The organism is Paraburkholderia nodosa DSM 21604, assembly GCF_000519185.1.
GTDB classification, from domain to species: domain Bacteria; phylum Pseudomonadota; class Gammaproteobacteria; order Burkholderiales; family Burkholderiaceae; genus Paraburkholderia; species Paraburkholderia nodosa.
In genome coordinates, this window is the sequence record NZ_JAFA01000030.1 from 38,677 (window position 1) to 58,794 (window position 20,118).

The window sequence follows — 20,118 nt, forward strand, 5'->3', positions numbered from 1 at the left end:
TCTTGTCATGGCTGCTTCTCCTGCGCCGCGTCGCGAAACGTATTGCACCGGCGGTGAAAGCTGAAGTCTGTATTGCGGTGTTTCGCTGCGGTAGTGAAGCGCATGCCTCTGGCTGGTGCAACGGATCACGATGAACCTCTTGTACTGCACGCGATGACTTCATTGTGCAAACGCGCAACCAGAATCGGGATGGGTCAAGGTCCTCCTCTTGCGGTAGGCGTTGAACTAGATGTCGCAGTGTGTCAATGCCCGTTCGCCGTTTTCGGACAGCATCGAGCGCCACGGCTTCTTCGGAACGAAGCCATACGTGCCATATCAATTCGTTGTGCGGATTAAAGCGTGCGTGAGTGCGCAGGTGCGTGACACGCGCCTGCAACACCCAATTGACCTCACGGCACGATCCAGCCTCCATCGGCCACGAGCTTGATGTGATCCGGCCCGGCAAAGCGGACGATATAGCCGCCCTTGGACGCGAATGTCTGCCCCGGCGCCAGCGTCAGGCGAGGATAGTAACCCGTCAGGATGCGGCGTTCGAGCATGTCCTGAATTCGCTCCACCAGGTAGTCCCTCACGAATGCATCGACCATATGGCTCAGTGTCTCAGCGAGCAGACCGCATGCAAGATAGGTGTCTGCCTGCACTTGTGGAGCAATCATTGGAATCTGTCTGATCGAGAACCAGCCGAACGCGTAGTCGACGCGCACGCGCCGCCCTTCCGGCAAATCGAACGGGTATGCGAGGCGAGTGACGCCGCGCCAGCTCGCCGGCAGGGGTGTGCTATCGAGCCCGCCCATGAGGCCCGACATGAACACGGTGTCCGTCGCCGGGGGTATCCGCGCGAGCGCCGCGACGTCGGGCGGACGCAACCACAGCACGAGCACGTCCGAACGCGGTATCCCATGCATGGCATGCGCGACGCTCTCGCCGGGGGCGAGTGCGTGCTTCGATACCGCCATGCCGTGAGCCTCCAGTGCAACGGCGAGCGCTTGCGCGCCGCGCTCGCCGTTGTCGCCCGCGCGATAGACCTGCCAGACGTGCTTCAGTGTTTTCGCCTCCTTCGTCCCCTGCGCCTGCCGCGCGCCAGCTTCATCGACAATGCGCGCCGCGATCAGGTCCGACTCGAGCAGCACGCCTTTCGAGAAGTACACGGAGTAGAAATCGTGATCGTTTTCGACCGGCACCTCCACGTTGGGAAAGAGGCACGGCACGGCCTCCTGCTCGCAAAATTCGTGAATCGGCGCCCAGTTTTTTCCTCCGAGCCCCGACACGACCGCGAACACCGGCTGGCGGGCCAGAAACTGCGTAAGCTGCTCACGCCAGGTGTCCGGCGGACCTTTGAGCTCCCATACATGCAGTTCCCAGCGGCGATTCACCATGAACATCATCTTGCGCGACGAGCGCAACGGCGGCACCGCACCGAGCGGAAAGACGTTCTTGTCGGCGAAGTAGTGCGTGAGCACATCGAGCATGCCCGCGCGTTTCACCGGGTCGGCGTCGGGCGTGATGATCGTCGCGAAGTGCAGCACGGTATCCGTTACGCCCATCGGCCTGCGCCGGTCGAGGTGTTTCAGATAGCCGGTCAGCGCCTGCATATCGGCGTCGTTCAGCGCGTACTGCGGCATCAGGCTGCTGAGCGGCTTGCCTTCCGAGTCGAGCCCTTCGCGAATGGCGCGCGCGACCGTCGCATCCGTGTACGGTTCGCGTTCGGCGCGCATCCCGGGCACATACGGCAAATCGACATCTTCCGGGTTTTGCGCGCGCGGCTCGACAAGGTAGCGCCACGTGATCGGCGGGATGCTGCTGTTGCCTTCCCTGGAGCCCAGGCCACTGCGGCGATGGCAGTTCACACAGGCCGCGGCTGCGCCTTGCAGGCGCACGCCCCCGTCGTGCATCGCCTCGAGCGGTTCGCCCGAACTCAGGATGCCCTGCTGATACAGAGACTCCCCAGCGCTCCCGGTCGCGACCGGCTGCGCGGCCGGTGCGCAACGCGCCTCGCCCACAGCCATGATCAGCGCGGCGAGCAATGCGCATGGAGCAAGCCATCGCGCCGCCAGCGAAGGTGCCCGTGCGCGGCCTCCTGGCCCGCTTCCCGCGCGGTTCATGGTCAGGGCGACGGATGGCCGGCGCCAGGCAGCGCCGGCGAGGCATCGACGTCGATCGAAACCGATTTTCGGTGTATCTGCGGCGGCGCAGGTCTCGTGAAGATTCCATCGTCCAGCGCCGGATTCAGCGACACCTTGTCGATCGTCAGCTTGTCCTTTTTGTCGGACGCCACGGCGCCGCTCACGATCTCGAGCGGTATTTGCAACCCCTCGACGCTCCTGAAGTCGCTGTAATCCACCAGCACAACGACCGTTTGCCCGAGCGGGGTGCGCACCTGGTGGTCGACCTGCACGTCAAGAAATGTTTGAGCGTCGATCCACACATGGCGGGTCACGCCGGATGGCAGCTTTGCGGCGAGACGATACGCATCGCGCCCGCCCACCTGATCCTTACCCTCGAGCGCGACGCTGACACCCTTCGCTGCATGGTCGATCAAGAGCCCGTCGATCACCTGCTCGTCGCGCGCGGACGTCGCCTCGTCCATCGAGTACGGCCGCGGCGTAGCGCTGCCCATGCCGTTCGGGCCCAGTTTCCAGCCTTGTTTGCCATCGAATACACGCACGGACTTCTGGTTGAACACGGTGACCTCGAAGCGTGTCTTGTTCGGGCGCTTCATGGCGAGGACAAACGGCAGATCCGGCGCAGGGGCATTGGCGCTATCCACGTGGCCGGACCAGATCATGGTCTGGACTTTGCGCCAGGCGTCGAGGCCACCTCTCGCGTTGACGTTCTTCTCGACGATCTGATCCACGCTCAGATCCTGCGCGGGTAGCTGCTCGCCCGCGAAGACGACCGCCGCAACGCTGCCGGCGAGCACCCATACTGCGACTGGTTTCATGGCCGTCAACCTCATGGGAGCACCCAATGGCTAGTGGCTTGCGCTCGGGCGTGGGCTCGGGTGCGCAACTGCATTGGCACTTGCGCCTGGGCTCGCACTCGCAGTCGGACGCGGGCTCAGGCTCGGGCCCGGGTTCGCGCCGACGACCGGCGCGGGGTGCGTCACTTTCGCCACCGTGAGCTGCGGCTTCGCAAACAGCGTGTCGTCTGCCTGCGGATTCAGCGCAACCTTATCGATGATCAGCTTGTGCGTGCCTCTTGCGCCGACGACAACCGTCTCGAGCGTATGTGGCATGACGAGGCCGCCCTCCTTGCGGTAGTCGCGATAGAAGATGGCGACGTTGTGCATCTTGCCGTCGAGCTTGCGCGGATCGCCGTCGATCTTCAGTTCGAGAAAGCTGGCCGCATCGATCCATACACGGCGCGATGTGTTGTCCTTCATCGTCAGCTTCAGCACATAGGCGCGGTGGCCTTCGACCATTTCCATGCCGAGCACGTCGATTCTCGTGCTCTTCGCCGCATAGTCCATGAGCGGACCGTCCAGTTCGGCCCACGATGCGGCTGCTTTGGCCTCCGCGGGCGTATAGGGCTCCACTTCATTGCGGCCGAGGAACGGCCTGACCTTCCAGCCCTGCGCGCCGTCGTAGACCTGGAATGCCGTTTGGTCGTTGAAACGGACCTCGATGCGGCTCTTGCGCGGGCGCTTGAGCGTCATCGTGAAGGGCAGCCTGGTGTTCTTCGTGCCGCCCGCCTCGAGCTGCCCCGACATCGTCATCGCGGTGACCGCGTGCCATGCCTGCAGGCCGCCGCGCGCCGCGACGTTCCGGTCGACGATCTGCGCGGCGCTCATGTGCGCCGCGCCCGCGGTCTGGGCGCTTGCCGTAGAAGATCCCGCGAGCGCCATCGGCGCGCTCGCCACGAGCGTCGCCACCGAGGCGGTCTGAATCGCCAGCGAAAGAAAGCGGTTCATGAGTCATCTCCTCTTCATCTGCGCACGAAACGCGCTTGCGCAATCATTCGACTATCAGCCCGTCGACGTGGAACGACCCCACGAATACGTCGACGCGCTCCCCGGCCTTGATCAGACCGCCCTTGTTCGAGAACACCATCCAGTACTCCTGACCGGTTTCCAGCGGGCCGCTCTGGCGCAGCGCGCCGACCTTGTCCATCACCGGGATTTCGAGCAGCGCATGGCTCGTGCGCCCGAACATCACGGCAGTCGCGGTCTTTTCGCCGAGCGGCCGCGCTGCCACCGGGTCCGTCACGCGATAGCTGAAGCGGATCAGGTTGCCCGACGCCGTGCGGCGCACGCTCAGGTGGTCGATGCCCTGCATCAGCTCGTAGTAGCCCTTCGCACGCTGCGGCAGGCTCGCTGGCGAGTACGGCGACTGCTTCGCCGCCGCGCTTGCACCGGCCTCGCCCGCCGCCGGTTGAAGCAAGGCCGCAGCGAGGCAGACACTGCCGGCCATCAGCACTGCCCGCGGCGACCGGAGGCAACGCTGGCTCATGGCAACGCTCCCAGTGTCTTCAGACCCGCCGGCGTAATGATTGCGGGCGGCGGGCCCACCGGCAGCGCAGGCTGGCCCTGATTGCCCTGATTGCCCTGGTTGCCCTGGTTGCCCTGTGCGCCTCCGGTGCCGGGCAGCCCTCCGCTGTTCGCGGCGCTCGGCAAGATCCCCTGCAGCAATCCGAGCAGCGTCGCCGGATTGTTGACCCCAAGCGCAAGCGGGTACGGCTGCCCTGCGAACACGCCAGGCCTCACGAACTCGACTGCGCCGATGTCGTAGCCACCCAGCTGCGGCCGCGGTGTGCCGAAGATGTCGTGAGTCGGCGCACCGGCCGCCGTGGCATGGTTGATCGCCGGCGAGGTCCCCGGGATCGTGTAGTTGCCGAGCAGCGTGTTGAGTTGCGCGCCCGTGCTCGCCTCGTTGAACAGCGACAGCGGACCGTACGACATGTTGATCCAGTTGTTGCCCTCGTCCGGCGTCGCCGACGGCAGCAGGCTGAACAACGGATTCGGCAGCACCGTGTCCGCAATGCCCGGGGGCACCGCGATGCCGATGCCACCCGCCTCTGGCGGCATGCGCGCACCGTTGCAGTACTGATGCACGACGCCCGGATTCGATCCGCTATTGTTCGCGTTCGGATAGTCGCCGGCGTCGGTCAGGATCGAGTACCGCGGGCTCATCGTCAGACCGGAACCATGGTTGGCGGCTCCGGTGTCGCCGAACGCGCCAATGTCCCAGTAGACCGCCTTCGGATCGCAATAGCCCGAGGCGTGCCCGGCCTGATTCAGCGACGGGTTCAGCGTGACCACGTTCTGCAGCCCCGCGATGCCCGGATCCAGTCCTCCCACTGTGATGTAGAACGTGCGGTTCTGCCAGAACAGGTCATTCGTCAGCACCGGGTTGGAGAACTTCGCGCAGCTCGGGTTGCCTGCCGGACACGTCACGTTCGGGCTGGTGAATGCCGCCACCAGGTTCTGCGTATGGCGCGCGGTCTCGAGCCCGGCCGGCTCGTACTGCGACGTCGTGGTCGGCTGGCACGTCGTTTCCGAACCTGAATTCGTGCAGTTCGGCGGCCCGACGTTGGCCTGGCTCGCGGCGGCTGTGTTGAACAGCACACCGGCCGTCGCTGTCGTGTCGTTGGAGATGACCGTGTTGTTGATGAAGCTCACGGCCACCGCATCCTGCAGCGACACGCCACCGCCAGCCCAGCCCGCCACGTTGTTCGCGATGATGTTGTTGGTTACCTTCATGCGATACCACCTGGAGCTGTCGTTCGGACTCCGTTGCACGTCGGTGCCGTTGACGTTCTGCAGACGCAGACCACCGCCCTTGCCGCTTTCCGCCGTGTTGCCGACGATCAGGTTGCCGTCGATCGTGATGCCCGGGCCCGCGCCATCCGAAAGCTGCGGCGCGCAGTCGACGTCCGTGGTCGAGTTCTCGCAGAAGGTGCCGTCGGGCGGCACACCCTGAACGATCAGCCCGCCACCGTATGTCGGCAGCGTCGGGTTGTTGCTCTGGTTGAACAGGATCCAGTTGTGCGACAGGTCGCCGTTGTAGCTGAAGCCGAAGTGCGCGACTCCGCCGCCATCACCGCTGCTGATGTTGCCGCATACCCAGTTGTAGTTGAACTTGTAGTAGTCAGCGCCCGAGCAGAACGTCACCCCTCCGGCCGAAGACGGCGTGGTCGAATTGATTTCGTCGCCATACGAAGCGTTCGACGTGACCTGGTTGTTGTGCACGTTCACGTGGACGTTGTACTGGAACGCCAGCTGGGTCACGTTATCCGCCGCGATGCTGCCGTCGGGCACTTCGACCTGGCCGACGATGATCCCGCCCGTGAGCGTTCCCGCGTTGGAGAAGACGCGGTTGTTCGACACCTCCGTATAGTGGTTCCAGCCATGCAGGTAGATACCGCCGCCGCCTTGCGAGCTGTTCGTGAACGACATGCCGTCGATGCGCGACGGGTTGCACAGGAAGTTGCTCGGATAGGTAGTGCAGTCCGCGGCACTGTTGGTGAGCGGCGTGCAGATACCGTTCGCCACGCAGTTCTGGTCCTGTGTCAACACACCGCCCACGAGCACGTCCTTCACGCCCTTGCCGAGCACGGTGATCGCCGCGCCTTCATACGCGCCCATCAGCGTAGGCTCGATCAGCGTCTCCGCGAGGTTGCCGTTGAGGTTGAAATCCCAGCCGGAAGTCGGCTCGAACGGGATGCCGTCGATCTTGCGCTGCATCGAGGCGAGGCAACTGTACCCGCCGGTCGGATCGTACGGATTGGTCGCCGAGATCAGCCCGCCGTTCAGTGCATCGCCGAACAGGCACCCTACCTGCCTGCGCCACGGGTCGAGCTTGCCCGACGGATGCGGGTTCGCGTCGACCGTCACGGACGTAGCACCCACGCCTTGCAGCCGCACCGGCTTCCACATGAGCAGCATTTCCTTGTAGGTGCCCGGGCCGACGACGATCATGTCGCCCGCGGTGGCGTGGTCGATCGCGGTCTGGATCGCATTGCCCGCGGTGTTCTCGCTGCCCACATAGGTCGGCGCCTTGCCGCCGATCGTCACGGTGACCGCGTCGATCGAGCGCTTGCCGCTGGCTGCGGTGACGACGAGCTGGCCGCATTGGGTCGGCGTCGTCACCCCGCGCTGCTGCATCGTGCAGGCCGCATCGGGACCGAACAGAGGCGGCACGACCGCCGTGATCTTAGCGTCGCTCCACGATGTCACCAGCGCCGGGATGCCCGCGATCGTCACGACACCCCGTTGCTGTCCGAAACCGTAGTTGCGCGTGATGAACTTCTGGTTGAACGGCGCGGCGGTGGCACTCGGCCCCGTGTACGCGTGGTTCGGCACCTGCTGCGTGCCGACCGACGTGATCGTCAGCGTCTTCAAGGGTCCACTGACCCACGGGCCCGCGCCGCCGTTGCTGCCCGCGGACGTATTGCCGGCAATCGCGTCGCCGGTCACGGAGGCAATTCCCGGCGTGCCGTCCGGATAGGCGCAGTCGACCTGGTTATACGCGTCCGCGAAGGCCGAGACGGGCACCACTGGCGTGTCCATGTACTGCGTCTGTCCTGGCATGAACGGAATCTCGTAGCAGAACTGGCTGTATGCCGGGTTGAAGAGCGGGTCCTTGATGGTCTGGCCCGAGTGCGTGGGGTCAGGCATGTACGGGTCGTTCATGCAGGCGACCATCATTGTCGGCGCGTAGCCCGTCGGATTCGGCGGGTTGACTTGCCAGGTCGAGTAGGTCATCCCGTTGAAGATGCCCCACTGGTCCGAATAGGTGCGCGAGATTTCATTGCCCGCGAAGTCCTTGAACGACACCGGCACGTTCGGCACGGCGAACTTCTCGCCGAACTGCGGCGAATACGGGTCGAACTCTGACGAGAAGTCGTCCAGCATGAAGCCGGTGTAGTGCGCGGCAACGTGCGTCGAGCTGAAGATCCAGAACTTCGCCAGCACCGCGCTCTGGTCGGTGAGCTCCACCTCCTTGCGGTCGCACAGATTCCTCGAAGCCCCCGCGAACGGCGAGACTTCCTGCGAACCCGGGAACAGGCTGATGTAGTCCGGCACGATCCGCAGTTCGCCAACACACGGCCAGAAGCGTTCGACGGAGCCGGTGTCGCCTTCGGCGTGCGGGGTCGATCCGAGATTCGAAGTCATGTTCTGCGCGTTGTTCCGGTTGTAAGTGGAGTTCATCGCGGCCTGGTCGGGCAGGATGTAGATGTCGCCGATGCCGCCGAACTGCTGCGTGACCGGCGCGATGTAGTTATCGCCGATCAGGATGTTCTTGTCCTCCTCCTTCACCAGTTCGTAGCCCGGCGGCACGATGATCTCGACCACGTACTTGCCGGGTGGCAGCATCTGCGTGCCGTCCTTCGTGGGATTCGCCTGGCAGATCGTGCAATTGGTGCCGGTCGGCAGGCCGCTATGCGGATCGCGGCCCGTCACGCTCGGGAACTGGTACATCCCGTCGAACGGCGCGGGCTGCACCTGGTTGAACACGTGCATGCCGTCATAGCACTTGAACTGCGAATTATTGGGCAGCGCACGCTGCTGCGGGTCGAGCCAGTTTTTGGTGTTCTGCAGCGTGAAGAAGTACGGATCGCTGGTGCTCTGGCCCGGACAGTTCATGTTCGGCACGCCGTCAGAACGGAAGCCCTGGGACCAGTCGTCCCAGCTCGCGGTCTTCGTCGTGTCGACGAGCTTCAGGCTCGTGGAGCCGTCCGCCGCGGTGCCTTCCTGGTACAGGTTCACCGTGACGTTCGGCACGTCGGGCGTCCACTTCGTGTGAATCAGCAACGTGGGATCGTCGAACGGGCGCGTGGAGGCATAGACGACTTCGCCGTGGATGCCGCCATTCTCGTTCGCCGCGTACTGCGTCTTGCCGAACTCGATGAACGAGCTCTGACCCGAGAAGCCTTGCCAGCCCATCGTGGTCACCCACGGCGGATCGACCCGGCCGGTCGAAGGATTCGAGCCCGAGCGGTCGTTGCAGTCCGCGTCGTTGCAGTACGCCGCGCCCGGCACCCGCAGGTTCGTGGGCAGATGGATCGCTTCCTTCGTGTTGGCGAAGTTCGCGGCAATGGTCGACGTCCCGCCGCCCGGCGTGCCGTCGGGCGGACCGCCCGCGTCATAGACGACGTGCACGCCCGTCTGCTTGAAGCGGGTCTGGTCGGTATCGACTACGTACCAGTTGAACAGCGGGAACTCTTCGTTGAACGACGCATAGCCGTTCCCGTCCGTGACATTGAAATCCGAATAGCTGCCGTCACGGAAGCGAATGTTGGTCGACAATAGCGCGAGACCTGGCTTGCTCGAATCCCCTACGCCGTTGCCGTTCGTGTCGAGGAAGGTCCGCGTATAGAGATTCGTCTGCCACTGAAGCACCGCGATATCTCCGGCGTCCGTTGTCGCGCCGCCTCCGAGCGTCACGGCCGATGCGAGCCCGTCGACGATCTGGTCGTTCCACTGGTCGAACACCGTGATGCGCGTAATCCCCGCAGGCAGGCCCGTGAAGCTGAACGTGCCGTCCGCGTTGCACTTGGTGAACGCGTAATCTTCGCCGTCCGGATCGCCCACGCTCACGTAGCATTGCGTGAAGCTCAACGGCTTGCGCGACTGGCTGCCATACAGGTGCTCGTCAGGCGGACGGCTGTAGTGCAGGTTCGTCACCCGGCCCTTGAGCCCGTTGTTGCAGCTCGAGGTGGCGCACAGCAAAGGCAGCCTCGCGTTGATGATCTTCGGGTTCGCAAACCCGATCGACACGTGGAAGCCCGCCGGGCCGAATTCCTGGAAGTATGCCGGGCCGCCGATCTTGATGAACGAGTCGTGGGCCTTCTCTCCGTCCAGCGTGTTCGTCTGCAGCCACTCCTCGCCTCGTGCGATGCGGTCAGCAGCGGGCGTCGCGATAATGCCGTACCTGCCCGGCATCAGGTTGGCGACGATGGCCTGGCCGACGAGCGGCGATAGCGTCTTGCCGTCCGACTCGTATTTCGGGCAGGTCGGGATCATGCCGACGAGGCCGTCGGTCGATGTCGAAATCGGGCACGCGTTGAGACCGCTGACCGGGTCGATCGTGCCTTGCAGCGAATTGGACAGCGGCATGTTGAACATGTCGTAGGTCATCTGTCCGGTCGGCTGGCCGCTGCCGCCGGCGTCGTCCCACAGCTTGATCTCGAAGCCGCCGAGTCCCGGCTCGCGGGCCGAGCCGAAGGTGTCGGTGCCGCCGCTCACATCCACTTCGCCGTTCAGCGGTGCATCGTCCTCGAATACGAACACGGAAACCTTCGCTGTCGGGAATGGCGACTCCTCCAGCAACACGTTGACCGAGGTCTGTCCGGGAGCGAGCGGCGCGCCGCCCATGCCGTTCCCGCACTTGCCCGTGCCCGGCGCGAAGTTCGCGACGGTCGGACAGTCTTTGGAAATGTCGAACTGACGCTGCGGACCTGAGGGGTTGGTCGGATCGACCGGCTGCGGAACGCCGCCGCCGTTCGTGAACGAGTTGTACGCGTTGCCCGGCAAGATCGAAATGTAATAGCGCTTCTTCGGATCGAGCGCCACCTGCGACGGATCCACCGGAACCTGTTGCGCCGCCGTTGTCCGGCACACGCCGTTGCCGACGTCGCACACAGCCGGCAGGTGGGTCTGGCTGACCGGATCGTAAACCGTCTGCCCCGATTCGCACGCGGCGACGCCGACACAGCCCGCCGCCACCACGGGCATGTAGCTCGTGTGGAAGTTGGCGCCGAGACTCGGCACCGGCAGCGGCGGACACGTCGCCGGACGCGTGGGCGAGTTCACCTGGCAGGCAGGATCGATCTGGAACGTCCGGTCTTCCTCGATGATCCAGCGGTAGTCGCTGATCTTCACCGGCGTTTTGCCCGGCTGCGTACTGGGCGCATCCAGCACGTTGACGACGAGTCCGCTGCCGCCCTTGAACGTCACCGTCACGGTCGCCGTGTTGCTCGCCGTGTTCTGCGCATTCACCGCCCGGTACTGGAACGTCACGTTGGCGGACGCAGCGCTGCCCATTGGCGCCGTCGCCGGGCTTGCCGTGAACGAGCCGTCCGGATTCAGCGTGACGGAGCCGCCCGTCGGGGTGCCGATCAGTGTCGCGGTGAGCTGCAGGCCATTCGGATCGCTGGCGTACGTGAGCACACCGGGCTCGGAGATCTGCAGCCGCGAAGCGATGTTGCTCGTATAGGCGGCGTTGCCGGCCGTGGGCGGTCCGGACTGACACCCGTTGCCCGTCGTGCACGCAGTGAGCGTCACCGTCGCCGAGGCGTTCGGATTGCCGTTCGCCTGGTACACGAAGCTGTCAGCCGTCGTGCCTTGACTCGGTGTGTACACGAACGTGCCGTCCGGGTTCAGCGTGAGCGAGCCGCCAGTCGGTGGCGTCTTCACCTGTACGCCGTAGACGTTGGCGTCCTTCGCCGCCACGCCTCTCGCCGGGTCGGACACGGTCAGCGTCTTGCCGGGTACGAAGAAATACGTGGAACCGGTGACCGATGCGTTCGCCACCGCGGCAGCGGACGCCGCGGTAGAGTTGTTCACACTGATGTAACCCTGCATGCCGCCGTCACGCGCGTTGTTCGTCGACAGGCTCAGTTCGCGATCGAACACCGGCAGCGCGGAAGCACTTGAGGTCGGCATGTTGACCAGCGCGTCGTACGTCTTGCCGGCCGACATGAACACTTCCGACTGAATCCGCGGATTGCCGGGCAGCACATTGCCGTCCTCGGCGATCAACGCGAAGCCGGAGACCGGGGTGACGCCCGTTTGCGCGCCGACCACGGCCGGCACGTGCATGCGCAGACCCGCGTTGACAAAGCGCAGCATCACCGGCCCGGTGGTCGCGGCGCTCGTCGCAGCGAACGTCGAAGCGCCCGGATTGGTGCGGTCGAACGAGACGCCGTTGATCAGGTAGTAACGCGGATCGTAGTTCACCGTGGGCGGATAGCAGGTGCCGAACGAGGTCGACTTCGAATCGCCGCAGCCGCCCGGCTGCCCGGACCAGGCCAGGGTTTCGCTAAAGCCCGGGGTCGCGACCGCGGCGGCGACCGCGGTGTTCTGCACCGGATCGATTTCGCTCAGCACAAGCGGCACGTCGGTGTCGTAGCTGATGCCCGGATACGCTTGCGCGGGCGTCGTGCCGTTGGCCGCCGTTCTCACCACGAGCACGCCATAAAGCCCCATCGGCCCCTGGATCGACGGGTGCGTGCCCGACTCGATCAGGTAGGTGCCAGGGTTCAGGTTGTTCCACGAGAGCGCCGCGGTGCTCCCGTGCGCCACTTCCGTCGCGAACGACTGCACGCGGGGCGCTTGTGCCGGTGGCGTAAAGGACGCGCCGCCGGGCGCGGTGGCGGCGGTCGGCCACGTAGTCGCGGTCTGCGTGGGGTGCGTCGGGCTCGGCATGGTCGTCGCCGTCGTGCCCAGACCGCCGCCCAGCTGCCCGACAATCACAAGCGAGGTTGGTACGGCGCCCGGCAAGCTGTTGGTGAGATTGATCGTGAGCTGCCCGGGTGGCACCGTGATCACCACGGGCGACCAGTTCGTTCCCGCCCCGGGGTTCGCGGCCGCACACGCGGCGGGCGCAACGGCCGCCGACGAGCAGGTGTAACCCCACATCGGCACAGCCTGTCCGTCCGGCATCACGGCAGTGGTGGCCTTCGCGGTCAGGTTGACGGTCGCCTGGGCGAATGCCATCCCGCTCGCGGTCAGCAACACGGAGGCCGCAATCGATGCCTTAAGCATACCTAACAGGTTTGCCTTGAGTGTGGTGGATCTCATCGCCGTTCTCCCCGCCTCTAATTCGATTCGTCGATCAGGAACGCCTGTGGATCAACGAGCATCATCATCATCATTCCGCCAGGAAAGATGTTGTTCGTGGTGATCTCGCGCTCGTTGTGCGAGTGCCACATGAATGCGAAGCCGGCTTCTGTTTGCGGCGGATTCACCGATGTGCCGCTTGGCGGCGTAGTGCCCGTGGGTGAGGTTGCGCGCATGGTCGCATCGGGTCCGAGATAAGGGCTGCCGCCGTACCAGAAGCCGTTGGTCAGCACGTGCGAGTCCGGCAACGTCACTGGCCCGCCGCTGCCCACCTTGCCGAACGGATGCGTTTCGAGCGCCTTGTTGTGATCCGCGCACCACTCGTAGTAGTTCGGCGCTGTCGGATCCTGCGTGTAGTAGCCGTTCGCATCCGGGATGCAGACGCTGCCGTCGCCGGGGTAATGCCCGTACACGTCCCAGTTCAGCCCCTTGCCCGTCCAGTAGAAGATCCCGTCCATCGCAAGGCCCGGTGTCGTCGTGGTCGTGAACAGCAGCGGGCCGGCTACCTTGGTCGCGTCCGTCTTTGCGAGCAGCATGTTGCCGTCGCGCGCGAGCACGCGCACGTGATTGCCGTGCTCGTGGAACGGATGCTGCCAGCGGCCCGTGCCGATGATCCGCAGCAGCACCAGCTCGCCGGGGTGCATGTGCGGGTTGCCGTTGTACGGCTGATTCGGATACTGCGCCGCGTAGTTCGGGTCCATGTCGTCCGGCATCGAGCGTCCGTTCACCATGAAGTATGCCGGGTGATAGGGCTCCGTCTCGACGGTCATGCAGCCAGTCGGATTCGTGCACGCGTTGCTGGCCTGCTGCTCCGCCTGTGCATGAATGCGCGGATCCATTTCGGAGAACTGAAACAGATACTCGCGGTCGTAGCACGCCGCGCTGTGGTTGTAGGCCGCGGCGGCGTTGCGGAAGTCGGGCTGGCCGTCCAGCAGCTTGCGCGTTCCGCCGATCGGGTGACAGCCGGTCGGCACGGCGACCGTGCCGGGCGACGACGTCGGCAACACGATGATCGCGCCATACATCCCCATCTCGATCTGCAGATCGCCCTGCGTGCCGCTGTAGTAGGCGTGCGTCCCGGGCGTGGCGGCGATGAAGCTGTAGGTGGCTGTGACGGTATGGGACGCCTCGCGCGTGAGCAGCCCCTGCACGCCCGTTGGCGTGCCGGAGCAGAGCTTCGTCGTCGGATCGATGGTGCCCATGCAGACGTCGAATCCGGGAAAAAGAATCGACGTATTGCCCGCCGCCGCCGGCAGATTGTTGGTGAGCGTCACCGTGACGATGTCGCCCTGGTTGACGATCAGCGTCGGGCCGGGAATCTGCATGGTCGGGCAATTCGCACCGGCAATGTTGGACGGCGAAAATCCGGCCGGCGCGGTGTTGCAGCCGTAGCCCCACGAATAGACGCTGTTGCCGTCCGGCTGGCTGATGCGGCTCGCCTCGGCGCGCAGATCGAAATGCGTGCCCGTTATGCCAGGTGCGGCCGCATGCACCGGCACGTAGAAGAGCGCCGCGAGCGCCGCCACGCCGACCCGTGCAAGCCGTCCGAGGCGCGCGAGGGTCGCGATCCCTATGCGGTAAGTGATGTGTCCCACGGCTCTTCTCCTAAGTGCAGGACTTCCTGGCCGGGTCCATGGCAGGGCAGCCGTGAACCGTTTTTAGCGAGTGCAAGAGGCGTTTCATAGCGCGCAGACCTTCGTCCTGGGGTCCACCGACCTGCAGATGTGCACCTCGGTCATCAGGCCTCCGAAATTTTCCTGATCGTTCGCCAGATGATCCAGGTTCGGCGTGTACAGGTAGAAGACCTGCCCTGACTGATACTTCGTCGTGTCGCTGGCGTCGAGGATCAGATCAAGCGACTCCCCGCCGCCGAGCGTGATCGAGTTCGTGTAGTAGGTCATGTCGTTGCCGGCCATGTCGCGCAGCAGCCGCGCATTGACGGCGACCACGTGCATCGGAATGCCGAGCGAGGCGAGCGTCTGATATTCGGTGACGTCGAGATCGGAGATTCGCAGCAGCACCTTGCCCCCGACGGGGATATTGATCAGCGATGGCAGCGGTTGCGAGAAACGCGGCACGCCGTCCGACGCGGGCGTCGAAAGCGGATTCGCATTCACGGTGTCGGGATAGCTGCGGCCATTCAGCATGAAGAACTTGTCTTTCATGTCGGTGAACGGCTCCGGATTGAACGTCATGCCGACGAAGTGGAAGTTCGGATCGAAGCCATGGATCTGCACCGGGTACTCGACGTCGTAGGCGGTCGAGCCGTCGCCGTCGTTGTAGGCGTAGAGCGTGGGCGTCCCGCTCAAATTGTTCACATGCAGCACGCCGTTTTGCGGCGGCAGCGGCGTCGTGCACAGAATGTCGGTGCCGCACCGCGTGCGCAGATCCTGCTGCTGCAGCACCAGAGACTGGTACAGCGACTTGCCTGCGGGCACGCGGTTCTGCCGCGGACGCACGAAGATCTGGCCGACCATGCCCATCTGCAAGTGCTCCGGCGGCGTGATGTGGCAGTGCCAGAAGTAGGTGCCCGCATCCGGCGCGAGGTAGTAGTAGGTAAAGCTCGCGCCGATGTTGATCGCGACCGACGCGTCTGGCACGCCGTCATAGAACGACGAGGCATTCGGATAACCATGGAAGTGCACCGTATGCTTCTCGAACAGGTCGGGGCGCATGATCATGCCGACGTTCGTGAGCGTGAGGAAGAACTCGTCGTCCTCGTCGATCGCCATCATCGGCGCAGGCTCGTTGCCGTTCATTACGCCGATGTCCATGATCGGCCGCGGGTCGACATGGCCCGTGAGCTGGCCAGGCGGCGTCGATTCCGGATCGGGCGTGAGACCGACTGCGCCGTTATACGTCGGATCGGTTCTGGGATCGCCAACGGTGTTAAACACCGAGGCGAACTCCGTGCCGGGCAGGCCCGCCTTGATGTCGGCGAGACCGGACAGCGGCCCGAACGCGAACAGATAGGTCTGCACACCATTGGCCATCGTCGCGTAACCGTCGCCCCCCGAGATCTGCTGGCACTTGATGGCGCCGTTGACGACGCCTGTCGATGCCGAGGTCTGGCCCGTGGAGGACGGTCCCGTGTACGGCGGTTCGCCGGCGCCCGCCGGCAGCGCCGTCGGATGGGACGGCGTGGCGCTCGGGCATTGAACCATGAATGACTGGGAGAATGAGGGGATCGCGAACATCGTGAGAAGCAGTGCTGCCACGCTATTGCGACACATGCGGATGCTGAACATATGACCTCCGTCCTTGGGGTCAAGCAGCGCGCTACGCGCTGTACGTCACGCTCTACTGCATATGCGGGCTCATGCGTTCCTCACACTGACCCGTATGTGGATTCTGGATTTGGGCAGCGGAACCTGCGATGGGTCACCTCCCTACACTTTCAGTAGGGCAAACCCATCGCGATGCGCGGTCGTGGTCCTGACGGGCGACGGAGTGTGCCCTGGCCAACACAAGGGCGCGTCATGCAGGAAGTGGGACGCTGCACGGTATTGTGGCTTTCAATTGAATTTCACTTGGCGACATGACTTCGGTGCGTTTCGGCAAGCGTGAGGGCCATCGTGGATTCGTCACACATATTCTCCGGTGAGGCATGGGGCGCTCGATAGTGCTCGTCGAAATAAGCTGAGGAATGCAATGTTTGTCGTTCTTACGTGTCCTGCACCATATAGAGGCGCACTTTCGGATGGGTAAAATCCCGCATATTCACGTCCTGCGCGCAAATGCGAAAACCGCATACGCTTCTCGATCACGCGGTCAGACGGACAGCACTCACCTCCTCGCTATTCACCGGCGAGGGACTTGACGTAATTGGCGGCAGGGGGCGTGTCATGGATTTTCTGGAAAAAAGGGCTGTCGTGAATCTCGTGGAGCGGAAGGATCATTCGCTTGAACTGGTCGGGTTCGAAAACGAGAAGCGGACCTATTACCCCGCCATGTCGATGTGGTTGAAGCTGGACCATCTGCAGGTGGCGCAACAACTCGTGGAGCCCCTGGATGGAGACCGGCAGCCGATACTGTTCACGTCGCTTCACGGAGTGGCGCATCTTGACGGGCAGGAACTCTCGATCATCGGCGCTCCTCAGCAAGCGACGCGCACGCTTCAGGTGACCTTCGAGGCCCGCGACGTCGGCACGGCTGACCGGCTTGGCTTGCGCGCACTGGAAGACGAACTGGGTAACTCGATGTCCGATGTAGCGCTCGGCACTGCCCGGCTAGGCTTCAATCCTGCCGATGACGAGACCGGGGAGCCCGATCAGTGGTGGCTCGCCTGCTACATTCCGCCCGCCTGCCTGGCGGTGCTTGCGAATGCAATCTCGGATGGCCAGCTTGGCGCGGTAGAGTTGGGGCTGACAATGCGGCACCTCTATACGTCCGAAGGTCCCACGGCTGACCCGGCACGCCAGCCGCGGCTCTTTCTCCGGCCCAACGAAAGCGACGACACAATCGAATGGCCAAATATCGCGACTGGCTATGTCACCCACCTTCGGATCGACTTCGCAACGGCGTCATTGCGTGGCTCCGCGACGAGCGGCGACCAGGAGGGAGCGGCGAAGGTGGTCGCGGAAGCCGTGAACTCGCTGGGACCGACGCTCCTGAACCTGAGACTGACGGTAAGATGGATCGGCATCCTGATTGCCGTGCTGCTCTTCCTTGAAGTTCTCGAGCGGCTGCGGATCTGATCCGGCGACCGTCCGTTCAAAGGTCGCGGCGAGCCGCCCGGATACCGCTATAAAATAATTAATTAACAGCCAGCGGTCGGACCGCGCTGACGTACGCGCAGTCACGCGTTCACTTCCAGCTGTGAGGGGCCCGGTTCAGTTGAAAGCAAATTGGGTACTGGCTCGCATCTGGGTGAAGAGTCGCTCATTTCATTGCTCAACGTAGCCTGACAATGGTGCCTGACAGCACAGCGACCACTGAAGAACCGAAGGCTCCGCCCGAGTGCCCGCTACCTGGTGGTCAACTGTCATTCGGCACACGCAATACCGGGAGACGGCTATGGGTCCGATAAGTGCCGGTCACGTGACCGGCTCTCCGTCCCATGTGTCAACGTAAGCGGTTGTAGCCGTGCGTGAGAAGTACAGCCATATCGCTAAGCCTTCTTGTATTGACAGCAGTTTATGAGGCCGCCGCGACCATACCGTTCCCTTTCCCGCGGCGCCTTCTTTGCCTCGTCTGATGGCTTTCGCAAGCAGCCGTCCCCGAGCGACCACTCCCCTTCCTGAGCGAACGAGGAATCCTGCCGTTGGAACCGCCATGGCGCTCCGGCATCTAACGAACTTGCTACGCACGCATTTTGACGAAGCGGACGTTCGCGGAACCCCTCTGCTGCGGCAGCAATACTGCGGATTGCGGACTGTTGCCGCATCTTACTGTTGAACGGCCGCTTCCAGCATTGGCCGCCTCATACTTTTCAGCAAAACTGCCCATCGGTCCGGTGCGAGTGCTGCGGCAACATCCGCAATGGAACAGCCATTCCGTTAGCTGCGTCGACCAACACATTCTCGGCCAAACTTGTGTGTGACACAGGTTCAGTACGACAGTCCATATTTCAACTCGCGCTGCTTAAATGCGCGCTCCCCGCCCTCGAGGACGAGACATATTTTGATTCGTATGTGGCCCTCCTCAAGCGCACCAGTCTCATATCGCAATGTTTCCGCGTCGTTCTCGGCAATAACTATCTGCTCTGCGTCTGCATTCACGACCAAAATTGCGTTGTGAGTCGCGATGATGACCTACCAGTACTTTTTAATCTTGCGAAAAATCGGGACGAGCTTCTGCACAATAAACTCGTTGTCGAGATCGTCCTCAGGTTGGTCAAAGATGAATGGACTACCGAAAGGGTCCGTCGCGAGTTTCATGCAAAGAAAAAATGTTCCGCGTTGTCCTACCGAGAGCATCTCAGGAGGTTTTCCTCGATACGTCAGCCCCGCCCGAACAGACAGATACGCGAGATTTTTTTTCGGATCTTTTGTGCACCGACACCGTCGAAGCAGCTCGACGGGTCATTGCCAAGGAATCGCGAAACTCCGTCAGGAGCCGGCTCACACCCAGACTTCCGACCGCATCCTCTTACATTCGAATAACATCCATCACCGTCTTCTTCTTGTCCTTGAACCGGTAGATCGTGATTGCCGCATCTTTGAGGTCACCGTGTGGATCGAACGCGATCTTCCCGATCACACCGTCATACTGCGTTGCCGGCATCGCGGCGAGCACCTTCGCGCGATCGGTCGAGTTCGCCCTCTTCATCGCGTCGTAAATCACGTAGACGGCGTCATACGCGAACGGCGCATACGCATCGATCGGCACCTTGTAGCGCGAGGTATAGCGCTGGTCGAACTCCTGCCCCTTCGGCATCTTCGACAACGCAAGGCCCGCCTCGGAACATACGACGTTACCGATCGCGTCCCCTGCCAAGCTGATCATTTTGTCGGTGCATGCTCCATCACCGCCCAACACGCTCGCCGTGATGCCCAGATTTGCGGCCTGCTTCGCCAGCGGCCCAGCCGTCGCATCCGAGCCGCCATACATGATCACGTCGGGCCGCAAACCCTTGATCTTCGTGAGAATGGCGCGGAAGTCAGTCGCCTTGTCGTTCGTTGCCTCACGCGTGACGATCGTCCCGCCGTCCGCCTTCGCAGCCTTGATGAATTCGTCGGCGAGGCCCTGCCCGTATGCGGTCGAATCGTCGATCACAGCAATACGTTTCGCGTGCAGCGAGCCGAGCGCGTAACGAGCAAGCGCTGGCCCCTGCAAGGCATCGGTGGCGACTACGCGAAACGTCGTCTTGTAGCCTTGCTGGGTATATGCCGGGTTCGTCGAGCCCTGTGAAATCTGCACGACCTGTGCTTCGCTATAAATGCGCGACGCTGGAATCGACACCCCCGAATTGATGTCGCCGACCACGGCCACCACGCCGTCGTCGACCAGTTTCTGGGCGACCTGCGTGCCCGTGCGCGGATCGGCTGCATCATCCTGTGAATCCAGTTTGAACTGCACGGGCCTGCCGCCAATCACGGGATGCTGCAGATTGATTTCGTCGATGGCGAGGCGCGCCGCATTCTCGCTGTCCTTGCCCATGTTTGCGAGCTGACCGGTAAGCGGCGCAGCGTGACCGATCAGCACGACGGCGGGCGTTGCGTCGGCCGCATGCGCCGATGCGTAAATGGCGGCCAGCGCTATCACGCCGGCGAAGGAACGATAAGTAGGTTTCACGGCTGCCTCGCTTCAAGAGTGGATGTATCGATTGGCGCTGTACCGGATGCGATGCGCCTGGAAACCAGTATTCAGTCGCCGTAATTGCACGTCCAACGACA

9 protein-coding genes and 1 pseudogene are annotated in these 20,118 nt (G+C 63.4%); 1 reads left to right on the forward strand and 9 read right to left on the reverse strand.

Features of this window, described 5'->3' with window-relative positions:
• Nucleotides 1–389: 389 nt before the first annotated feature.
• From A3CW_RS0132200 to A3CW_RS0132230, 7 genes are all read right to left on the reverse strand, one after another.
• Nucleotides 390–2,006: a c-type cytochrome gene (locus A3CW_RS0132200; RefSeq protein ID WP_154678088.1), complete on the reverse strand. Its 1,617-nt coding sequence runs from the start codon at nucleotides 2,004–2,006 to the stop codon at nucleotides 390–392.
• Nucleotides 2,007–2,104: 98 nt separating this feature from the next.
• On the reverse strand, nucleotides 2,105–2,941 hold the full coding sequence (locus A3CW_RS0132205) for a LolA-like protein (RefSeq protein ID WP_028207243.1): 837 nt from the start codon (nucleotides 2,939–2,941) through the stop codon (nucleotides 2,105–2,107).
• 30 nt (nucleotides 2,942–2,971) lie between these two features.
• The gene (locus A3CW_RS48210; RefSeq protein ID WP_063750881.1) at nucleotides 2,972–3,910 is read right to left on the reverse strand and encodes a LolA-like protein; all 939 of its coding nucleotides are present in this window, start codon (nucleotides 3,908–3,910) and stop codon (nucleotides 2,972–2,974) included.
• 43 nt (nucleotides 3,911–3,953) lie between these two features.
• Complete coding sequence (locus A3CW_RS0132215) at nucleotides 3,954–4,448, reverse strand: hypothetical protein (protein WP_028207244.1); 495 nt, start codon at nucleotides 4,446–4,448, stop codon at nucleotides 3,954–3,956.
• Nucleotides 4,445–12,742 carry a choice-of-anchor Q domain-containing protein gene (locus A3CW_RS48215; protein ID WP_051481853.1) on the reverse strand — a complete coding sequence of 2,766 codons (8,298 nt, stop codon included), beginning with the start codon at nucleotides 12,740–12,742 and terminating at the stop codon, nucleotides 4,445–4,447. Before A3CW_RS48215 ends, A3CW_RS0132215 begins: the two co-directional genes overlap by 4 nt.
• Nucleotides 12,743–12,759: 17 nt before the next feature.
• A complete protein-coding gene (locus A3CW_RS0132225; RefSeq protein WP_028207245.1) occupies nucleotides 12,760–14,376 on the reverse strand; it encodes a multicopper oxidase domain-containing protein in 1,617 nt (538 codons plus the stop codon).
• 84 nt (nucleotides 14,377–14,460) lie between these two features.
• Nucleotides 14,461–16,029: a multicopper oxidase domain-containing protein gene (locus A3CW_RS0132230; protein WP_028207246.1), complete on the reverse strand. Its 1,569-nt coding sequence runs from the start codon at nucleotides 16,027–16,029 to the stop codon at nucleotides 14,461–14,463.
• A 597-nt stretch (nucleotides 16,030–16,626) separates the two neighbouring features.
• Between A3CW_RS0132230 and A3CW_RS0132235 the strand changes: the two genes are divergently transcribed.
• Nucleotides 16,627–17,478: a hypothetical protein gene (locus tag A3CW_RS0132235; protein WP_154678089.1), complete on the forward strand. Its 852-nt coding sequence runs from the start codon at nucleotides 16,627–16,629 to the stop codon at nucleotides 17,476–17,478.
• Between the two features lie 852 nt (nucleotides 17,479–18,330).
• Here the strand turns inward: A3CW_RS0132235 and A3CW_RS54600 are convergent.
• Together A3CW_RS54600 and A3CW_RS0132250 are read right to left on the reverse strand one after the other, a co-directional pair.
• Nucleotides 18,331–18,747, reverse strand: a pseudogene (locus A3CW_RS54600) (TrlF family ATPase); the annotation flags it as partial.
• 124 nt (nucleotides 18,748–18,871) lie between these two features.
• On the reverse strand, nucleotides 18,872–20,017 hold the full coding sequence (locus A3CW_RS0132250; RefSeq protein ID WP_028207248.1) for a branched-chain amino acid ABC transporter substrate-binding protein: 1,146 nt from the start codon (nucleotides 20,015–20,017) through the stop codon (nucleotides 18,872–18,874).
• Between the last annotated feature and the right edge of the window lie 101 nt (nucleotides 20,018–20,118).